General features: G+C 68.2%; 15 protein-coding genes. 7 read left to right on the top strand and 8 right to left on the bottom strand.

Annotation, left to right across the window (positions count from 1 at the left end; all coding sequences use genetic code 11):
- Window positions 1–5: 5 nt before the first annotated feature.
- From E5198_RS11705 to hmpA, 4 genes are all read right to left on the bottom strand, one after another.
- Entirely contained in the window at window positions 6–770 is a 765-nt protein-coding gene (locus E5198_RS11705) for an SDR family NAD(P)-dependent oxidoreductase (RefSeq protein WP_136490173.1), read from the bottom strand.
- A 234-nt stretch (window positions 771–1,004) separates the two neighbouring features.
- On the bottom strand, window positions 1,005–2,060 hold the full coding sequence (locus E5198_RS11700) for an AraC family transcriptional regulator (RefSeq protein WP_256659066.1): 1,056 nt from the start codon (window positions 2,058–2,060) through the stop codon (window positions 1,005–1,007).
- 165 nt (window positions 2,061–2,225) lie between these two features.
- Window positions 2,226–3,416, bottom strand: a complete 1,191-nt coding sequence (locus E5198_RS11695; protein WP_136490172.1) for an NnrS family protein — start codon at window positions 3,414–3,416, stop codon at window positions 2,226–2,228.
- Between the two features lie 173 nt (window positions 3,417–3,589).
- Window positions 3,590–4,771: an NO-inducible flavohemoprotein gene (hmpA, locus tag E5198_RS11690; RefSeq protein ID WP_136490171.1), complete on the bottom strand. Its 1,182-nt coding sequence runs from the start codon at window positions 4,769–4,771 to the stop codon at window positions 3,590–3,592.
- Between the two features lie 182 nt (window positions 4,772–4,953).
- Here hmpA and norR point away from each other — a divergent pair, with 182 nt between their 5' ends.
- Complete coding sequence (norR, locus tag E5198_RS11685; RefSeq protein ID WP_136490170.1) at window positions 4,954–6,513, top strand: nitric oxide reductase transcriptional regulator NorR; 1,560 nt, start codon at window positions 4,954–4,956, stop codon at window positions 6,511–6,513.
- 130 nt (window positions 6,514–6,643) lie between these two features.
- Window positions 6,644–7,066 (top strand): DUF6306 domain-containing protein, encoded by a 423-nt coding sequence (locus E5198_RS11680; protein WP_136490169.1) that lies wholly within the window; start codon window positions 6,644–6,646, stop codon window positions 7,064–7,066.
- Window positions 7,067–7,138: 72 nt separating this feature from the next.
- On the opposite strand, the gene cysS is transcribed toward E5198_RS11680, so the two are convergent.
- Window positions 7,139–8,524, bottom strand: coding sequence for a cysteine--tRNA ligase (cysS, locus tag E5198_RS11675; protein WP_136490168.1), 1,386 nt, complete (start codon window positions 8,522–8,524; stop codon window positions 7,139–7,141).
- Window positions 8,525–10,195 (bottom strand): glutamine--tRNA ligase/YqeY domain fusion protein, encoded by a 1,671-nt coding sequence (locus E5198_RS11670; RefSeq protein WP_136490167.1) that lies wholly within the window; start codon window positions 10,193–10,195, stop codon window positions 8,525–8,527.
- A gap of 140 nt (window positions 10,196–10,335) precedes the next feature.
- Here E5198_RS11670 and E5198_RS11665 point away from each other — a divergent pair, with 140 nt between their 5' ends.
- The 3 genes from E5198_RS11665 (at window position 10,336) to E5198_RS11655 (ending at window position 12,674) form a co-directional block, all read left to right on the top strand.
- Entirely contained in the window at window positions 10,336–10,833 is a 498-nt protein-coding gene (locus E5198_RS11665) for a peptidylprolyl isomerase (RefSeq protein WP_136490166.1), read from the top strand.
- Between the two features lie 4 nt (window positions 10,834–10,837).
- Window positions 10,838–11,563: a UDP-2,3-diacylglucosamine diphosphatase gene (gene lpxH, locus E5198_RS11660; RefSeq protein ID WP_136490165.1), complete on the top strand. Its 726-nt coding sequence runs from the start codon at window positions 10,838–10,840 to the stop codon at window positions 11,561–11,563.
- A 454-nt stretch (window positions 11,564–12,017) separates the two neighbouring features.
- Window positions 12,018–12,674: a hypothetical protein gene (locus tag E5198_RS11655; RefSeq protein WP_136490164.1), complete on the top strand. Its 657-nt coding sequence runs from the start codon at window positions 12,018–12,020 to the stop codon at window positions 12,672–12,674.
- Window positions 12,675–12,734: 60 nt separating this feature from the next.
- On the opposite strand, the gene E5198_RS11650 is transcribed toward E5198_RS11655, so the two are convergent.
- Window positions 12,735–13,337: a tRNA-(ms[2]io[6]A)-hydroxylase gene (locus E5198_RS11650; RefSeq protein ID WP_136490163.1), complete on the bottom strand. Its 603-nt coding sequence runs from the start codon at window positions 13,335–13,337 to the stop codon at window positions 12,735–12,737.
- 140 nt (window positions 13,338–13,477) lie between these two features.
- Here E5198_RS11650 and E5198_RS11645 point away from each other — a divergent pair, with 140 nt between their 5' ends.
- On the top strand, window positions 13,478–14,344 hold the full coding sequence (locus E5198_RS11645; RefSeq protein WP_136490162.1) for a universal stress protein: 867 nt from the start codon (window positions 13,478–13,480) through the stop codon (window positions 14,342–14,344).
- A gap of 69 nt (window positions 14,345–14,413) precedes the next feature.
- Here the strand turns inward: E5198_RS11645 and E5198_RS11640 are convergent, their stop codons facing one another.
- Window positions 14,414–14,890, bottom strand: a complete 477-nt coding sequence (locus E5198_RS11640; RefSeq protein ID WP_136490161.1) for a DUF1289 domain-containing protein — start codon at window positions 14,888–14,890, stop codon at window positions 14,414–14,416.
- A gap of 331 nt (window positions 14,891–15,221) precedes the next feature.
- Here E5198_RS11640 and E5198_RS11635 point away from each other — a divergent pair.
- Window positions 15,222–17,056 (top strand): bifunctional aconitate hydratase 2/2-methylisocitrate dehydratase (locus tag E5198_RS11635; RefSeq protein ID WP_136490160.1); only part of this gene is annotated, 1,835 nt, incomplete at its 3' end.

Genomic DNA, 17,056 nt, shown 5'->3' with positions numbered 1-17,056 from the left:
TCCTGTCACTTGGCGGCCATGCGCAGGGCGCCGTCGAGGCGGATCACCTCGCCGTTGAGCATGCTGTTCTCGACGATGTGGCGGACCAGCGCGGCGTACTCCTCGGGCCTGCCGAGGCGCGGCGGGAACGGCACGCCCGCGGCCAGCGAGGCGCGCACCTCGTCGCTCATGCCGGCCATCATCGGCGTCTCGAAGATGCCGGGAGCGATGGTCATCACCCGGATGCCATGGCGCGCCAGCTCGCGCGCTACCGGCAGGGTCAGGGCGGCCACCCCGCCCTTGGAGGCGGCGTAGGCGGCCTGGCCGATCTGCCCGTCGAAGGCGGCGATGGAGGCGGTATTGACGATCACCCCACGCTCGCCGCCCTCGTCCGGAGTCCCCTCGGCCATGACCTCGGCGGCCAGGCGCAGCATGTTGAAGGTGCCGATCAGGTTGATGGTGACGATGCGGCTGAAGCTCTCCAGCGCGTGCGGGCCGTTGCGGCCGAGCACCTTCTCGCCGCCGACCACGCCGGCGCAGTTGACCAGGCCGTGCAGCGCGCCGAAGGTCTCGCGGGCGGCGGCCACGGCATTGCGGGCGGCGGCCTCGTCGGTGATGTCGGCGACCACGCCGCGGGCATTGGCGCCCAGCTCGGCGGCACGCGCCTCGACAGCGACGGCGACGTCGACCAGCAGCACCCTGGCGCCGGCCTCGACCAGCGCGCTGGCGGTGGCCGCGCCGAGCCCGGAGGCGGCGCCGGTGACCAGGAATACCTTGTTGGGGATGCGCATGAGTTGTCTCTCTTGTTCTGGCGACGCGCGGGCAGCCGGAGGCCGGCGCACGGGCGGCGCAACCACTTGATCGGGATTGGCGGGAAGGTGTCGGGCGGCTAGCCCGCGGGGGGATGCACGACAGGGAAGCGGGGCGGCATGGCGGTTTCCTTATCTTGTTCTAGTTCGGAAGCACGACAGGCGTGATGGCTTCATATTGGTCAGCGGGCCACGGGCCGGCAATGGCCGTTCCTGTCAATCTGCGTGACCGTTTTGGCCAATGCCGGGGGCGAGGATCAGGGTGCGGTAATGGCCGGGGTTGGTGCCGGTCCACTTGCGGAAGGCCTTGTAGAAGGCGCTGACGTCGGCGAAGCCGAGGCGCTCGGCGATGGCGCCGAAGCTGACCTGCGGATCGGCCAGCCAGGCGGTGGCGCGCTCCTGGCGCACGGCGTCCTTGATCGCCTGGTAGGACTGGCCGACCTCGGCCAGCCGCCGGCGCAGGGTCGAGGGCGACATGCACAGCACCTGGGCCAGCTCGTCGCCGGTCGGCCAGCGTTCGCCCGGCAGGCTGCGCAGATGGCTCTTGATGCGATGGGCCAGGCTACCGGTGTCGCGGTACTTGACCAGGATGTTCGACGGCGCGCGGGCGAGGAACTCGCTGAGCTCCGCCTCGCTGCGCCGCACCGGCAGGTCGAGCACCTCGGCGGCGAAGATGATCCGGTTCGACGGGCGGGCGAAGCGCAGGTTGTCGGAGAACATCACCCGGTAGTCGCCGATGTACTCGGGCTCCGCGCCGCGCAGCTCCACCGCCAGCAGCGGAAAGCGCCGGCCGACCAGCCAGCAGGCCAGGCCGTGCAGCAGCAGCCAGAAGGTGAAGCAGGCGAAGGGTCGCAGCGGCTCGCCCGTGCGCTCGTGCAGCACCACCTCGGCCAGGCTCTGGCTGCGGGCGAGCGTCGGACGGAAGTTGTCGAAGGTCAGGGCGAAGAAGTCCAGCGCGGTGTGCAGCGCCTCCTCCAGAGTGGCCTGGTTGCGGCAGGTGCGGCACAGGAAGGCGAAGCTGCCCCAGCGCATGCGCCGCGGGTCCATGGCGAAGAACTCGTCGTCATAGCGCCGCGCCAGATGCAGCCACAGCCGGCTGTAGTCGCGCACCTCGACCCGCGCGTTGGGGTCGGCCAGCAGCGCCGGCTCCAGGCCGATCTCGCGTAACAGCTCGTCGACCGGCTCGCCGCGCTCGGCGAAACCGCGCAGGGCCTCCTCGACCAGACGGATGGAGATGCTGTCCTTGACTACCGGTGCTACGCGCTGGATCACGGGGTCCGCTTCCCTGATGAGTGGGCGGACACCATAGGGCAAGGCGGGCCTGCAGCGCCAGAACGGGTACACAGGACCGTAGGGTGGACAACACGCGCAGCGTTTGTCCACCGGAGCGCTGCATGTTGGTGGACAAGGCTGCCCCGCCGTCCACCCTGCGTCGCCCTACCCCGGCTGCCCGTCCAGCCGCGGCCGGCACAGCATCGGCCCGTAGTGCCAGACGAACAGGGCGAAGGCCGCCACCCAGGCCGTGCCGGCCAGATGCAGGCCGCCGAGCGGGAAGAATGGCGGCAGCAGCACCCGCGCCGCGGCACCGAGGTTGACCAGTGCGAAGGCGCAGGCCATCGCCTTTGGTGCCTGCAGCGGCCGGCCGGTATGGCCGAGGCTGACCCGCGCAACCATGGCGAGGATCAGCCCGCCCATGCCGCCGACGCCGAGGGCGTGCAGGGCCAGGCTGGCGCTGGCCAGCAGGCCGAAGTGCCACAGCGCCTGCCCGGCCAGCGCCACCACCAGCCAGGCATAGGCCAGGTGCAGCGACCACAGCAGCGGCACCCGCCACAGGCCGGTGTCGTGCCAGCGTGCCAGACGCACGCCGTGCAGCAGCGCCACCAGGGCGAACAGCGCGCCCTGCCAGGCCTGCGGCGCGAGGGCCAGGCCGCTGGCGGTGAGTACGGCGAGCAGCACCAGGCCGCCCTGGGCGCTCCATTCCAGCCAGGGCAGCGCCGGCACCTGCGCCGTGCGGCCAAGACCGCGCTGAGTGAAGAACGGGATCACCCGTCCGCCGATCAGGCCCATCATCACCGCCACCAGCCACAGCGCGGCGATCACGCCCTGGCGCTGCCAGGCATCGTTGGACTGCGCGAGGCCGGCGACCACCAGCAGGTCGGCCAGGGTCAACAGGGTGAGGACGCCGACGATGGGGTAGTTGCGCACCTGACGCACCGCCCACAGCATGCGGCCGAGCACCACGGCAACGGCGGGCAGGAAGGCGATTTCCAGCGGGATCAGCAGCCACAGCGGCGCGCCCAGCAGCCAGGCCAGCCGCGCTGCCAGCCACACTGCGGCCAGCGCGGCCAGCGGCGGGCCGGAGAGGCCGGGGCGGCCGGTCCAGTTCTGCGCGGCGGTGAGCAGGAAGCCGGCGATGATCGCCGCGCCGAAGCCGAACACCATCTCGTGGCGGTGCCAGCCGAGCGCGCCGCCGGCCGGTTGCCAGGCAGGCCAGAGCCCGGCCAGCGCGCCGAGCCAGAGGGGAATGGCCAGCGCGGCGAAGGCCGTGCCGGCGAGGAAGAAGGGACGAAAACCGAGGCGCCACAACGGCGCGATCTGCAACAGGGCCTTGCGGTCGACCAACTGCATGATGTGTTCCTGTATTGCTGATGGTGCCCACGCTCCTGCGTGGGCACCGGACTCCGGGCGCTCCGCGCCCTGCCACGGCGGTAGCGGGACGCGGAGCGTCCCTGCACAGCGTTCCCACGCCGGAGCGTGGGAACGATCACTCCACCCTACACCGGGCCTCACCGCAGCTTAGATCAAGCTTCCAGCGCCGCCGCCGGGCCGAAGAACTCGTAGCGGCACTGCGCCTGCGGCACGCCCAGCTCGGCGAGCTGCTGCTTCACCTGGGCCATGAACGGCTTCGGGCCGAGGAAGTAGGCGTCGAGGTCGCGCTGCTCCGGCAGCCAGTCGTTCAGCAGTGCAGCGCTGCTGAAGCCCTCGGCGTCGGCCTGATCGCCCTCGCGCGGCTCGCTGTAGCAGTAGAAGCGCTTGAGCTGCGGGTGCTGCGCGCTCTTCTCGTCCAGCCACTCGCGGAAGGCGTGCACGCCGCCGTGACGGGCGAAGTGGATGAAGCGCACCTCGCGGCCGGTCTGCAGCGCCTGCTCGAGCATGGCCACCGCCGGGGTGATGCCGACGCCGGCGGTGATCAGTGCCAGCGGCTTGTCGCTGTCCTCGAGGACGAAGTCGCCGGCCGGCGGGAACACTTCCAGCTCGGCGCCGACCTGCACCTCGTCGTGCAGGTAGTTGGAGATGCGGCCGCCCTCCTCGCGCTTGACGCTGATGCGCAGCTCGCGGCCGTTCGGCGCGGCGGACAGCGAGTAGTTGCGGCGCATCTCCTCGCCGTCGATGACGAAGCGCAGGCCCAGGTACTGGCCCGGCACGAATTCCGGCACCGCGCCGCCGTCCACCGGCTGCAGGTAGAAGGAGGTGATCTCCTCGCTCTCGGCTTCCTTGCGCGCCACGCGGAACTGGCGCGAACCACGCCAGCCGCCTTCCTTGGCCTCGTTGGCGGCGTACACCGCTTCCTCGGCGCCGATCAGGATGTCGGCCAGCTGGCCATAGGCGGCGCCCCAGGCTTCCAGCACCTCGTCGGTGGCGATCTCCTCGCCGAGCACTTCGCGGATGGCGCGCAGCAGGCAGGCGCCGACGATCGGGTAGTGTTCCGGCAGGATCTGCAGCGACACGTGCTTGTGCACGATCTGGCCGACCAGCGGGCCCAGCTCCTGCAGGCGGTCGATGTGGCGGGCGTACATCAGCACGCTGTTGGCCAGCGCGCGCGGCTGGTCGCCGCTGGCCTGGTGGGCCTGGTTGAACAGCACCTTCACCTGCGGGTACTCGCCGAGCATGATCTTGTAGAAATGCTTGGTCAGGGTTTCGCCGCCGGTTTCCAGCAGCGGGACGGTGGCCTTGATGATGGCGGTTTGTTGAGCAGACAGCATGGACAACTCCTGAATGGGACCAAGTGAGATGGGCGGCCATCGACAGGCCGCCTGCACGCAAGCACAATGGACATATCAGTTTCCGTGCCAGATTTTTTATTCAATAAAATCAATGACTTGAGATTATCGAGAGTCATCTAGACAACAACCGAACGCTGTCAACCCGACAACACGCTATCGAAATGACAACGCATCCGCTGCTCAACGCCCTGATCCCGCTGGTCGCCGACCTGTCCCGCGACCTGCCGGAAGCGGAACGCTACCGCCGCCTGCTCGGCGCCCTGCGCGCCCTGCTGCCGGCCGATGCCGCCGCCCTGCTGCGCCTGGACGGCGACACCCTGGTGCCGCTGGCGGTCGACGGCCTGAGCGCCGACACCCTCGGCCGGCGCTTCCGGGTCAGCGAGCATCCGCGCTTCGAGAGCCTGCTGGCCCATCGCGGGCTGACCCGCTTCGCCGCCGACTGCGCCCTGCCCGACCCCTACGACGGCCTGGTCGAGGGCCTTTCCGGCCACCTGGAAGTGCACGACTGCCTGGGCTGTCCGCTGTACGTCGACGAGCAGCCCTGGGGGCTGCTGACCCTCGACGCCCTCGACCCGTCGCGCTTCGAGCACATCGACCTGGACAACCTGGAAGCCTTCGCCAGCCTGGCCGCCGCCACCGTGCGCGCCGCCGAGCGCATCGACGCCCTGACCCGCCGCGCCGAGCACGACGAGCAACTGGTCGAGGTGTACCGCGAGGCCGCCGGCCAGCAGGCGCGCCGCGAGCTGATCGGCCAGAGCCGCGAGCACCAGCGCCTGCTGGAGGAGATCGCCCTGGTCGCCGGCAGCGACCTGAGCGTGCTGATCAGCGGCGAGACCGGGGTGGGCAAGGAGCTGGTCGCCCAGGCCATCCACGGCGCCTCACCGCGGGCGCGCAAGCCCTTGATCAGCCTCAACTGCGCCGCGCTGCCGGATACCCTGGTGGAGAGCGAGCTGTTCGGCCACGTGCGCGGCGCCTTCTCCGGCGCGGTCAGCGAGCGCCACGGCAAGTTCGAGCTGGCCGACGGCGGCACGCTGTTCCTCGACGAGGTCGGCGAGCTGCCGCTGGCGGTGCAGGCCAAGCTGCTGCGCGTGCTGCAGAGCGGCCAGCTGCAGCGGGTCGGCTCGGACCGCGAGCACCGCGTCGACGTGCGGGTGATCGCCGCCACCAACCGCGACCTGGCCGAGGAGGTGCGCGCAGGGCGCTTCCGTGCCGACCTCTACCACCGCCTGAGCGTCTACCCGCTGCCGGTGCCGCCGCTGCGCGAGCGCGGCCGCGACGTGCTGCTGCTGGCCGGCTACTTCCTCGAGGAGAACCGCGCCCGCCTCGGCCTGCGCAGCCTGCGCCTGACCGGCGAGGCGCAGGCCGCCCTGCTCGCCTACGACTGGCCGGGCAACGTGCGCGAGCTGGAGCACCTGATCGGCCGCGCCGCGCTCAAGGCCATGGCCGCCGGCGAGCGCAGCGAGCGCCGGCGCATCCTCAGCATCGGCGCCGAGCTGCTCGGCCTGCCGGGCGCGACACCGGCCAGCCCGGCCAGCACCGCTGCCGAGGCCGAACCGGCAGTGGTTGGCGGCAACCTGCGCGAGACCACCGAGCAGTTCCAGCGCCAGCAGATCGCCGCCGCGCTGGAGCGCCACGCCCACAGCTGGGCCGCCGCCGCCCGCGAGCTGGGCCTGGACCGCGCCAACCTGCACCGGCTGGCCAAGCGGCTGGGGCTGCGCTGAGGCGGGCCGCCCCATTCGCTGACCCGAGATGCGGCTCCGCCAGCGGGCATGGTCGGCCCGGCTCCCGCCCCCGCGGCAGGGCAAACCGACTACCATGGATTGCCAGGACCAACCGTCGGGGAGCCCGATCATGACCGACTCAGCCAACCTCAACACTGCCGCCGGCCAGGCCGAGCTGCTGCAGACCCTGCTCAGCGCCGAGCGCGCCGGCGCCAGGGTGGCCGGCGAAACCCTGCGCCAGGCCACCGATCCCGACCAGCGCGAACTGCTGCAGCAGATCCTCGCGGGCGAGGGCGAGAGCTGCCAGCACCTGCTGACCTGCCTCAAGCACCTGGGCCTCCCCCCCAACCACGAGACCGGCGCCTTCTACGACAAGGCCATGGCCATCGAATCGCTGGAGGAGCGCCTGGCCTTCGTCGACCGGGGCCAGCAGTGGGTGATCCGCAAGCTGCGCGAGTTCCTGCCCGGCTGCGAGGACGCGCTGATCCGCAGCGAACTGGAGCGGATGCTGCAGATCCACGAGGAGAACAGCGCGGCCGCGCAGCAGCAGTAGCGCACTACAAATAGCGCGCCACAAACGAAAGGGGCTGCCTCGCGGCAGCCCCTTTCGGTACAGCGGATCGACCTACTCGGCCAGGCGCCAGGTGGTGCCGCCCTTGCCGTCCTCCAGCACCACGCCCATGGCGGTGAGCTGGTCGCGGATGCGGTCGGACTCGGCCCAGTTCTTCTCGGCGCGTGCCTGCAGGCGCGCGGCGATCAGCGCCTCGACCTCGGCGGCGTCGACCTTGCCCTCGGCACCGGCCTGCAGGAAGGCCTCGGGGTCGAGCTGCAGCACGCCGAGCACGCCGGCCAGCTCCTTGAGCCGCGCGGCCAGCGCGGCGGCGGCGGCAAGATCCGACTCGCGCAGGCGGTTGACCTCGCGGATCATCTCGAACAGCACCGCGCAGGCTTCCGGCGAGTTGAAGTCGTCGTCCATCGCCGCGCCGAAGCGCTCGACGAACTCCTCGCCACCGGCAGGCGTCGCCTCGGGCAGACCCTTGAGGCCGTTGTAGAAGCGCTCCAGCGCGCCCTTGGCCTCGCGCAGGCTGTCCTCGGAGTAGTTGATCGGGCTGCGGTAGTGGCTGGACACCAGCAGGTAGCGCACCACTTCGGGGTGGTACTTCTCCAGCACCTCGCGGATGGTGAAGAAGTTGCCGAGGCTCTTGGACATCTTCTCGCCGTCGACGCGCACCGCGCCGGCATGCATCCAGGCGTTGGCGTACAGCTTGCCGGTGGCCGCCTCGCTCTGCGCGATCTCGTTCTCGTGGTGCGGGAACACCAGGTCCGGGCCACCGCCGTGGATGTCGAAGGTCTCGCCCAGGCAGCAGGTGGACATCACCGAGCACTCGATGTGCCAGCCCGGACGTCCGGCGCCCCAGGGCGATTCCCAGCTCGGCTCGCCCGGCTTGGCGCCCTTCCACAGCACGAAGTCGAGCGGATCTTCCTTGGCCTCGTCGACCTCGATGCGCGCGCCGATCTTCAGGTCCTCGATCTTGCGCCGCGACAGCTTGCCGTAGCCCTCGAACTTGCCGACCCGGTAGTAGACGTCGCCGTTGCCCGGGGCGTAGGCGAAGCCCTTGTCGATCAGGGTCTGGATCATCGCGTGCATGCCGGCGATGTGGTCGGTGGCGCGCGGCTCGATGTCCGGACGCAGCACGTTGAGGCGCGCCTCGTCCTCGTGCATCGCTTTGATCATCCGCGCGACCAGGTCCTGGAACGATTCGCCGTTCTCGTTGGCGCGCTTGATGATCTTGTCGTCGATGTCGGTGATGTTGCGCACGTAGGTCAGCTCATAGCCGCGATGACGCAGCCAGCGGGCGACCACGTCGAACGCCACCATCACTCGCGCGTGGCCGATGTGGCAGAAGTCGTAGACGGTCATGCCGCACACGTACATGCGCACCTTGTTGCCTTCCAGCGGCTTGAACGCGTCCTTGCTCTTGGACAGGGTGCTGTAGATGGAAAGCGTCATTCACTGCCCCCAGGAGTCGCGCAGGGTGACGGTACGGTTGAACACCGGGGCGCCCGGCTTCGAGTCCTTCAGGTCGGCGCAGAAGTAGCCTTCGCGCTCGAACTGGAAGCGCTCTTCCGGCGCGGCATTGGCCAGCGACGGCTCGGCGCGGCAGCCCTTGAGCACCACCAGCGACTCCGGGTTGATGTTGTCGAGGAAGCTGCCGCCCTCCTCGTCGGTCTTCTCCGGGTTGGCGGCCTTGAACAGTCGGTCGTACAGGCGCACCTCGCACTCGACGCTCTCGGCGGCCGGCACCCAGTGGATCACGCCCTTGACCTTGCGGCCTTCCGGGTTCTTGCCCAGGGTGTTCGAATCAAAGGAGCAGCGCAGCTCGACGATATTGCCTTCGGCATCCTTGATCGCCTCGTCGGCGCGGATCACGTAGCTGCCGCGCAGGCGCACTTCGCCGCCGGGGATCAGGCGCTTGTAGCCGGCTGGCGGGACTTCCTCGAAGTCGCTGGCGTCGATGTAGATCTCGCGGGAGAACGGCAGCACGCGCACACCCATGTCCTGCTTGGGATGGCGCGGCAGCTCGAGGTTCTCGACCTGGCCTTCCGGATAGTTGGTGATCACCACCTTGAGCGGCTTGAGCACGCACATGGCGCGCGCGGCGTTGGCGTCGAGATCCTCGCGGATGGCGAATTCCAGCATGCCGATGTCGACCAGGCCGCCGGCGCGGTTGACGCCGATCATGTCGCAGAAGGCGCGGATCGATGCCGGGGTGTAGCCGCGGCGACGGTAGCCGGACAGGGTCGACATGCGCGGGTCGTCCCAGCCGGTCACGTGATTCTCATCGACCAGTTGCTTGAGCTTGCGCTTGCTGGTGATGGTGTAGTTCAGGTTGAGGCGGGCGAACTCGTACTGGCGCGGCTGGGCCGGCACCGGCAGGTTGGCGAGGAACCACTCGTACAGCGGGCGGTGATCCTCGAACTCCAGAGTGCAGATCGAGTGGGTGATGCCTTCCAGGGCGTCCGACTGGCCGTGGGTGAAGTCGTAGCTCGGGTAGATGCACCACTTGTCGCCGGTCTGGTGGTGATGGGCGTGGCGGATGCGGTAGAGGATCGGGTCGCGCAGGTTCATGTTCGGCGAGGCCATGTCGATCTTGGCGCGCAGCGCACGGGCGCCGTCGGGGAACTCGCCGGCCTTCATGCGCGCGAACAGGTCGAGGTTCTCCTCGACGCTGCGCTCGCGGAACGGGCTGTTCTTGCCCGGCTCGGTCAGGTTGCCGCGGTAGGCGCGCGCCTCGTCCGGCGACAGGTCGCAGACGTAGGCCTTGCCGGCCTCGATCAGGTGCACCGCCCAGGCGTACAGCTGGTCGAAGTAGTTGGAGGCGTAGCGCTCCTCGCCGGCCCACTTGAAGCCCAGCCACTCGACGTCGGCCTTGATGGCGTCGATGTACTCCTGGTCTTCCTTGGCCGGGTTGGTGTCGTCGAAGCGCAGGTTGCACTCGCCGCCGAACTCCTCGGCCAGGCCGAAGTTCAGGCAGATCGACTTGGCGTGGCCGATGTGCAGGTAGCCGTTGGGCTCCGGCGGGAAGCGGGTGATGATCTTGGCGTGCTTGCCGGCTTCCAGGTCGGCCTGGACGATCGGGCGCAGGAAGTTGGCGGCTTTTTCGACGGTGGGCTTGCTCATGGTGTCCTTGAACATGTCGGTGCCGGCCAGGGTAGGCCAGCCAATGCAAAGCGCTTATCATAGCGAACCCGTCAGGCACCCGACAGACCACCTGCCGCCGCAGGTGCCGGATGCCCTCACCCATTCAGCGGAATTCCCCCATGATCAAGCTGCACACCAACCACGGCGTCATCACCCTCAAGCTGTTTGCCGACAAGGCCCCGGAAACCGCGGCCAACTTCGAGCAGTACGTGAAGGACGGCCACTACGACGGCACCATCTTCCACCGCGTGATCGGCAACTTCATGATCCAGGGCGGCGGTTTCGAGCCGGGCATGAAGCAGAAGAGCACCCGCGCGCCGATCAAGAACGAGGCCAACAACGGCCTGTCCAACAAGGTCGGCACCATCGCCATGGCCCGCACCATGGACCCGCACTCGGCCAGCGCGCAGTTCTTCATCAACGTCTCCGACAACAGCTTCCTCGACCATACCGCACCGACCACCCAAGGCTGGGGCTACGCCGTGTTCGGCGAAGTGGTGGAAGGCATGGACGTGGTCAACAAGATCAAGGCCGTGGCCACCGGTAACCGCATGGGCCACGGCGACGTGCCGGTGGACGACGTGATCATCGAGAAGGCCGAAGTCGTCGCCGAGTGATTCGATGAGCGTCCTGTTCATCGCGGACCTGCATCTCGAAGCGGAACGCCCGGACATCGTCCGGGCGTTTCTGCATTTCCTCGACACCCGCGCCGCCCAGGCCGAGGCGCTGTACATCCTCGGCGACTTCTTCGAGGTATGGGTCGGCGACGACGGCATGGACGACTTCCAGCGCTCCATCGCCAGCGCCCTGCGCCGCCTGAGCGACGCCGGCACGCGCATCTACCTGATGCACGGCAACCGCGACTTCCTGATCGGCCGGCACTTCTGCCGCGAGGCCGGTTGCACCCTGCTCAGGGAAGGCAGCGTGGTGGAACTGTACGGCGAGCCGGTGCTGCTGCTGCACGGCGACAGCCTGTGCACCCGCGACGAGAGCTACCAGCGCCTGCGCAAGCGCCTGCGCAACCCGCTCTCGCTGTGGCTGCTGCGCAACCTGCCGCTGGCCACCCGCCACAAGCTGGCGCGCAAGCTGCGCGACGCCAGCCGCATGCGCACCCGCGAGAAGGCCGCCGACATCATCGACGTCACCCCCGAGGTGGTGCCGCAGGTGATGGCCGAGCGCCGCGTGCGCACCCTGATCCACGGCCATACCCACCGCCCCGCCGTGCACAGGCTGCTGGTCGACGGCCACAACGCCCAGCGCATCGTCCTCGGCGACTGGGACCGCCAGGGCTGGGCGCTGGAAGTGGACGCCCAGGGCTACCATCTGGCCCCCTTTCCGCTGGGCTGAGCCCGCTCGCGACCGGCAACGCGCCACCCTGGCTGCGTTGCGCTCGCGAAGCGCCGTCGAAGGCCGTTCCAGAGCCATCGGCTTCGCGCAAGACACAACTCGCCTACTATCAATTCACAAACTGCGCAAGTGAATCGACCCATCCATTCGTCGCCATTTCACGAAATACTGCGAACCATTTCACGATCCATTCACTCTCACTCCTCACTGTCGCAACAGACAGCACGGTGATGGCGCCCCTACTCGCGCCCGCCGCCATGGCTCCCCTATCTCCCCGAAGAGGAGCCGCCCCACCGACGGGACACGACGCCCCGTCAGCACAACTGGGCAAGGCGATACTTCAGCAGCCGCAACCTGCGGCGAGCGCCCTGCCGCTGCAACACCAGGAACAAGGACCTCCATCCAATCAATCGCAAGTGCCGCCGGCACCGAAAAAAGAAACAGAGAGGCAACCATGGAACTGAGCAACTTCCTCCAGGCATTCCTGCAACAGGAAACCGCCGTCGAACTCGCGCGCATGGGCATCGTCTACGTCCACCTGATCGCCTGCTGCGTGGCGGTCGGCCTGATCCTCACCAGCGACGTGGCGCTGATCCGCAACCTGCTGCGCGGTGGCGCCGCCGAGCCCGAACAGGCGCAGCATCTCGAACACCTGAAGAAGAGTGTCTCGCTCGCCCTGATCGTGCTGTGGGTCAGCGGCATCGGCATCGTCGGCCTCGACTATGCCGGCAAGGGCATGGAGTACTTCCTCAATCCCAAGCTGCAGGCCAAGGTGACCATCGTCACCCTGCTGACCCTCAACGGCTTCATCCTGCACGGCACCGTCCTGCCCGCCCTGCAGAAGAGCGGCTCGCTGCTGCAGCTGCCCCCCGGCCTGCGCAGCCTGGCGCTGCTGGCCGGCTCGGTTTCGGCGGTATCCTGGTTCTACGCCGCCATGCTCGGCATCGGCCGCCCGCTGGCCTGGAAGTACTCGCTGCTCGAGCTGATGGCGGCCTATCCGCTGCTCATCGCCGCCGGCTTCCTCGGCATGCAGCTGCTGTGCAGCTGGGCCGAACGGCGCAACGCCGGTGAGGATGAGTGGCCGGCCGGCGTGATCGTCACCGCCCACTGAACTGAATAGCGGCGATAACCTGAAATGAGAAAAGGGGGGCAGCGATGCCCCCTCTTCGTTTCAGGCCGCCGCGCCGCTGTGGAAACGGAACTCGGCGTCCGGGGTGAGGATCGCCTGGCGCTCGATCTCGGCGAAGAAGGCCACCCGCTCGTCGATCGGCTCGCCGGCGTACTGGCGGGCCATGTTCAGGTAGTCCTGGTAGTGGCGCGCCTCGGACTTGAGCAGCGAGACGTAGAACTTGCCCAGCTCCTCGTCGAGGAAGGGCGCCAGCCGGTAGAAGCGCTCGCAGGAGCGCGCCTCGATGTAGGCGCCGACGATCAGGGTGTCGACCAGCTTGCCCGGCTCCTGCTTGCGGATGTGCGCGTGCAGCCGCTGGGCGTACTGCGAGGCGCTGACCGGACGGTAGGCGACGCCGCGCTTCTTCATCAGCGCGGCGACCTGCTCGAAATGCCGCAGTTCCTCGCGCGCCAGGCGCGACAGCTTGTACTGCAGGTCCTCCTTTTCCACATAGCGATACAGCAGGGTCAGCGCCGTGCTCGCCGCCTTCTTCTCGCAGTTGGCGTGGTCGATCAGCAGGATCTCGGGATGTTGCAGCGCCTGGTCGATCCAGGCCTGGGGCGTCGGGCAGAGCAGGAAGCTCTCGATCTCGGGGAGCAGGGACATGGCAATCCGGCTAGTCTTGGGAAGCCGCGCATTATACGGCTCCCGCCCTCCACCGGCATGCCCGGCGGTTGACGTGCATCAAGCGGCATTCCTCCTGCCTGCGTCTAGAGTTGAACTTGAAGCCAATGAGGGAGACGACCATGCAAGCCATCCGCAGCATCCTGGTAGTGCTGGAACCCGACCAGGAGGAAAGCCTCGCGCTCAAGCGCGCGCGGCTGATCGCCGGCTGCACCGGTTCCGAGCTGCACCTGCTGGTCTGCGACGGCCAGCACGACCGCGGCGAGCTCCTCGGCGAGCTGACCGAAGGGCTGGAGACGGAAGGCTTCAAGGTCAGCACCCGCCAGGAATGGCAGGACGCCAGCCACGAGATCATCATCGCCGCCCAGCAGGCCGAAGGCTGCGGCCTGGTGGTCAAGCAGCACTACCCGGACAACCCGCTGAAGAAGGCCCTGCTCACCCCGGACGACTGGAAGCTGCTGCGCTACTGCCCCTGCCCGGTGCTGCTGGTCAAGACCGACCGCCCGTGGGGCGGCGGCAAGGTGCTGGCCGCGGTGGACGTCGGCAACGACGACCCCGAGCACCAGACCCTGCACGCGGCCATCGTCTGCCATGCCCACGAGGTCGCCCACCTGGCCAGGGGCGAACTGCACGTGCTCAGCGCCCACCCGGCGCCGATGCTCAGCGCCGCCGACCCGACCTTCCAGCTGCGCGAGACCATAGCCGCGCGCTACCGCGAGGCCTGCCAGCGCTTCCAGGACGAATACGGCCTGAGCAACCACCAGCTGCACATCGCCGAAGGTCCGGCCGACCTGCTGATCCCGCAGCTGGCCCTGCAGCTCGACGCGGTGGTCACCGTGCTCGGCACCGTGGCGCGCACCGGCCTGTCCGGCGCGCTGATCGGCAACACCGCCGAGGTGGTGCTGGACGTGCTGGAAAGCGACGTGCTGGTGCTCAAGCCGGACGACATCTGCGACCAGCTGGAGAAGCTGCTCGAAGAACAACCCTGATCCCCCTGTAGGAGCAGATTCATCTGCGACCCTGTCGCGAATGAATTCGCTCCTACAACGCTGGCGCGATCAGACGCGGATATCCTCGCCGTCGACCAGGAAGCGCGGCGCGATGTAGCGCTGGTAGTGGGCCTCGGAGAGCAGGAAGAACTCGCGGTCGATGGCATCGCGCAGCTCGGGCAGGCCGCTGCCGCGGAACTCGGGCAGCAGCGTGATGCCGTAGGCCTCGATCTGCTGGATCTGCCGCGCGCCACGGGCGATCAGCTGGTAGGCCCAGCAGTAGGGCGACTGCTGGACCACGAAGCGGATCTGCCGCTGCTCCAGCTGGCGGCGCAGCAGGGCCGCATCGATCACCTCGAGCTTGGCCTGCACCACCTGCACCAGCAGGCCTTCCAGGCGCCGCCACACGGCGCGCTTCTCCTCCTCGCCGTACAGGTTCCAGTTCACCACCTCGTGGTGGAAACGCTTGCAGCCGCGGCACACCAGGTCGCCGTAGACCGTGGAGCAGAGGCCGACGCAGGGGGTCTTGATGCGCTGTTGGGACATGGCGGAAGCGGACTGGCGAGGGAAACTGGGCGGCATGTTAGCCCTTTGTCTAAGCCGGGTCATCCGCCAGCGACCGGGAGTCTTGCTTAACTTATCGCGGTCTTTCCAGTAGAATCCGCCTGCCTTGTTACAGGCACCAATGTCCGCAGGAAGCTGTTTTCAAAGCGTCACGAGCACAGTAAACCCGGCTGGAAGCGGTTGGTGGACAGCATCGCGACAGATCGTTGTTCACCACCTCATCCTCGTCACAGTCGCCGGCGTAAAACTTTGAAAACAGCTTCTGGACGAGAGTCCCGGACTCCCGCATGGGACCACTGATGAGGGTAATACTGTGCTTGAAGCCTACCGCAAACACGTAGAAGAGCGTGCCGCCCTGGGCGTCGTGCCCCAGCCGCTGAACGCCGAGCAGACCGCTGCTCTGGTCGAGCTGCTGAAGAATCCGCCGGCTGGCGAAGAAGAATTCCTGGTTGACCTGATCACCAACCGCGTTCCCGCTGGCGTGGACGAAGCCGCCTACGTCAAGGCCGGCTTCCTGACCGCCCTGGCCAAGGGCGAAGCCACCTCCCCGCTGCTCTCCAAGACCCGCGCCGTCGAGCTGCTGGGCACCATGCAGGGCGGCTACAACATCGCCACCCTGGTCGAGCTGCTGGACAACGCCGAGCTGGCCAACGCCGCCGCCGAACAGCTCAAGCACACCCTGCTGATGTTCGATGCCTTCCACGACGTCGCCGAGCGCGCCAAGAAGGGCAACGAAGCCGCCAAGGGCGTGATGGCCTCCTGGGCCGAAGGCGAGTGGTTCACCAGCCGCCCGGCGCTGGCCGAGAAGATCTCCCTGACCGTCTTCAAGGTCACCGGCGAAACCAACACCGACGACCTGTCCCCGGCTCCGGACGCCTGGTCGCGCCCCGACATCCCGCTGCACGCCCTGGCCATGCTGAAGATGGCCCGCGACGGCATCAACCCGGACGTTCCGGGCTCGGTCGGCCCGATCAAGCAGATGGAAGAGCTGAAGGCCAAGGGCTTCCCGGTCGCCTACGTCGGCGACGTGGTCGGCACCGGCTCCTCGCGCAAGTCCGCCACCAACTCCGTGCTGTGGTTCTTCGGTGACGACATCCCGAACGTGCCGAACAAGCGCGCCGGCGGCTTCTGCTTCGGCACCAAGATCGCCCCGATCTTCTACAACACCATGGAAGACGCCGGCGCCCTGCCGATCGAATTCGACTGCACCAACCTGGCCATGGGCGACGTCATCGACGTGTACCCGTACGCCGGCAAGGTCTGCAAGCATGGCACCGAAGAAGTCATCACCACCTTCGAACTGAAGACCGAAGTGCTGCTGGACGAAGTCCGCGCCGGCGGCCGCATCCCGCTGATCATCGGCCGTGGCCTGACCGAGAAGGCCCGTGCCGAGCTGGGCCTGGCGCCGTCCTCCCTGTTCAAGAAGCCGGTCGCTCCGGCCGACAGCGGCAAGGGCTTCACCCTCGCCCAGAAGATGGTCGGCCGCGCCTGCGGTCTGCCGGAAGGCCAGGGCGTGCGTCCGGGCACCTACTGCGAGCCGAAGATGACCACCGTCGGCTCCCAGGACACCACCGGCCCGATGACCCGCGACGAGCTGAAGGACCTGGCTTGCCTGGGCTTCTCCGCCGACCTGGTGATGCAGTCCTTCTGCCACACCGCCGCCTATCCGAAGCCGATCGACGTCAACACCCACCACACCCTGCCGGACTTCATCATGAACCGCAGCGGCGTGTCCCTGCGTCCGGGCGACGGCATCATCCACAGCTGGCTGAACCGCATGCTGCTGCCGGACACCGTCGGTACCGGTGGTGACTCGCACACCCGCTTCCCGATCGGCATCTCCTTCCCGGCCGGTTCCGGCCTGGTGGCCTTCGCCGCCGCCACCGGCGTCATGCCGCTGGACATGCCGGAATCCGTGCTGGTGCGCTTCAAGGGCCAGATGCAGCCGGGCATCACCCTGCGTGACCTGGTGCATGCCATCCCCTACTACGCGATCCAGGCTGGCCTGCTGACCGTCGAGAAGAAGGGCAAGAAGAACATCTTCTCCGGCCGCATCCTCGAGATCGAAGGTCTGGAAGGTCTGACCGTCGAGCAGGCGTTCGAGCTGTCCGACGCCTCCGCCGAGCGTTCGGCTGCCGGTTGCACCAT

The organism is Pseudomonas sp. A-1 (assembly GCF_004801855.1).
GTDB lineage: Bacteria > Pseudomonadota > Gammaproteobacteria > Pseudomonadales > Pseudomonadaceae > Geopseudomonas.
This window is presented reverse-complemented; position numbering and strand designations above follow the sequence as displayed.

Bases quoted from the DNA above. Each gene is read 5' to 3' on its own strand.
- E5198_RS11705 (WP_136490173.1), bottom strand. From the start codon at position 770: ATGCGCATCCCCAACAAGGTATTCCTGGTCACCGGCGCCGCCTCCGGG.
- E5198_RS11695 (WP_136490172.1), bottom strand. From the start codon at position 3,416: ATGCAGTTGGTCGACCGCAAGGCCCTGTTGCAGATCGCGCCGTTGTGG.
- hmpA (WP_136490171.1), bottom strand. From the start codon at position 4,771: ATGCTGTCTGCTCAACAAACCGCCATCATCAAGGCCACCGTCCCGCTG.
- norR (WP_136490170.1), top strand. From the start codon at position 4,954: ATGACAACGCATCCGCTGCTCAACGCCCTGATCCCGCTGGTCGCCGAC.
- E5198_RS11680 (WP_136490169.1), top strand. From the start codon at position 6,644: ATGACCGACTCAGCCAACCTCAACACTGCCGCCGGCCAGGCCGAGCTG.
- cysS (WP_136490168.1), bottom strand. From the start codon at position 8,524: ATGACGCTTTCCATCTACAGCACCCTGTCCAAGAGCAAGGACGCGTTC.
- E5198_RS11670 (WP_136490167.1), bottom strand. From the start codon at position 10,195: ATGAGCAAGCCCACCGTCGAAAAAGCCGCCAACTTCCTGCGCCCGATC.
- E5198_RS11665 (WP_136490166.1), top strand. From the start codon at position 10,336: ATGATCAAGCTGCACACCAACCACGGCGTCATCACCCTCAAGCTGTTT.
- lpxH (WP_136490165.1), top strand. From the start codon at position 10,838: ATGAGCGTCCTGTTCATCGCGGACCTGCATCTCGAAGCGGAACGCCCG.
- E5198_RS11655 (WP_136490164.1), top strand. From the start codon at position 12,018: ATGGAACTGAGCAACTTCCTCCAGGCATTCCTGCAACAGGAAACCGCC.
- E5198_RS11650 (WP_136490163.1), bottom strand. From the start codon at position 13,337: ATGTCCCTGCTCCCCGAGATCGAGAGCTTCCTGCTCTGCCCGACGCCC.
- E5198_RS11645 (WP_136490162.1), top strand. From the start codon at position 13,478: ATGCAAGCCATCCGCAGCATCCTGGTAGTGCTGGAACCCGACCAGGAG.
- E5198_RS11640 (WP_136490161.1), bottom strand. From the start codon at position 14,890: ATGTCCCAACAGCGCATCAAGACCCCCTGCGTCGGCCTCTGCTCCACG.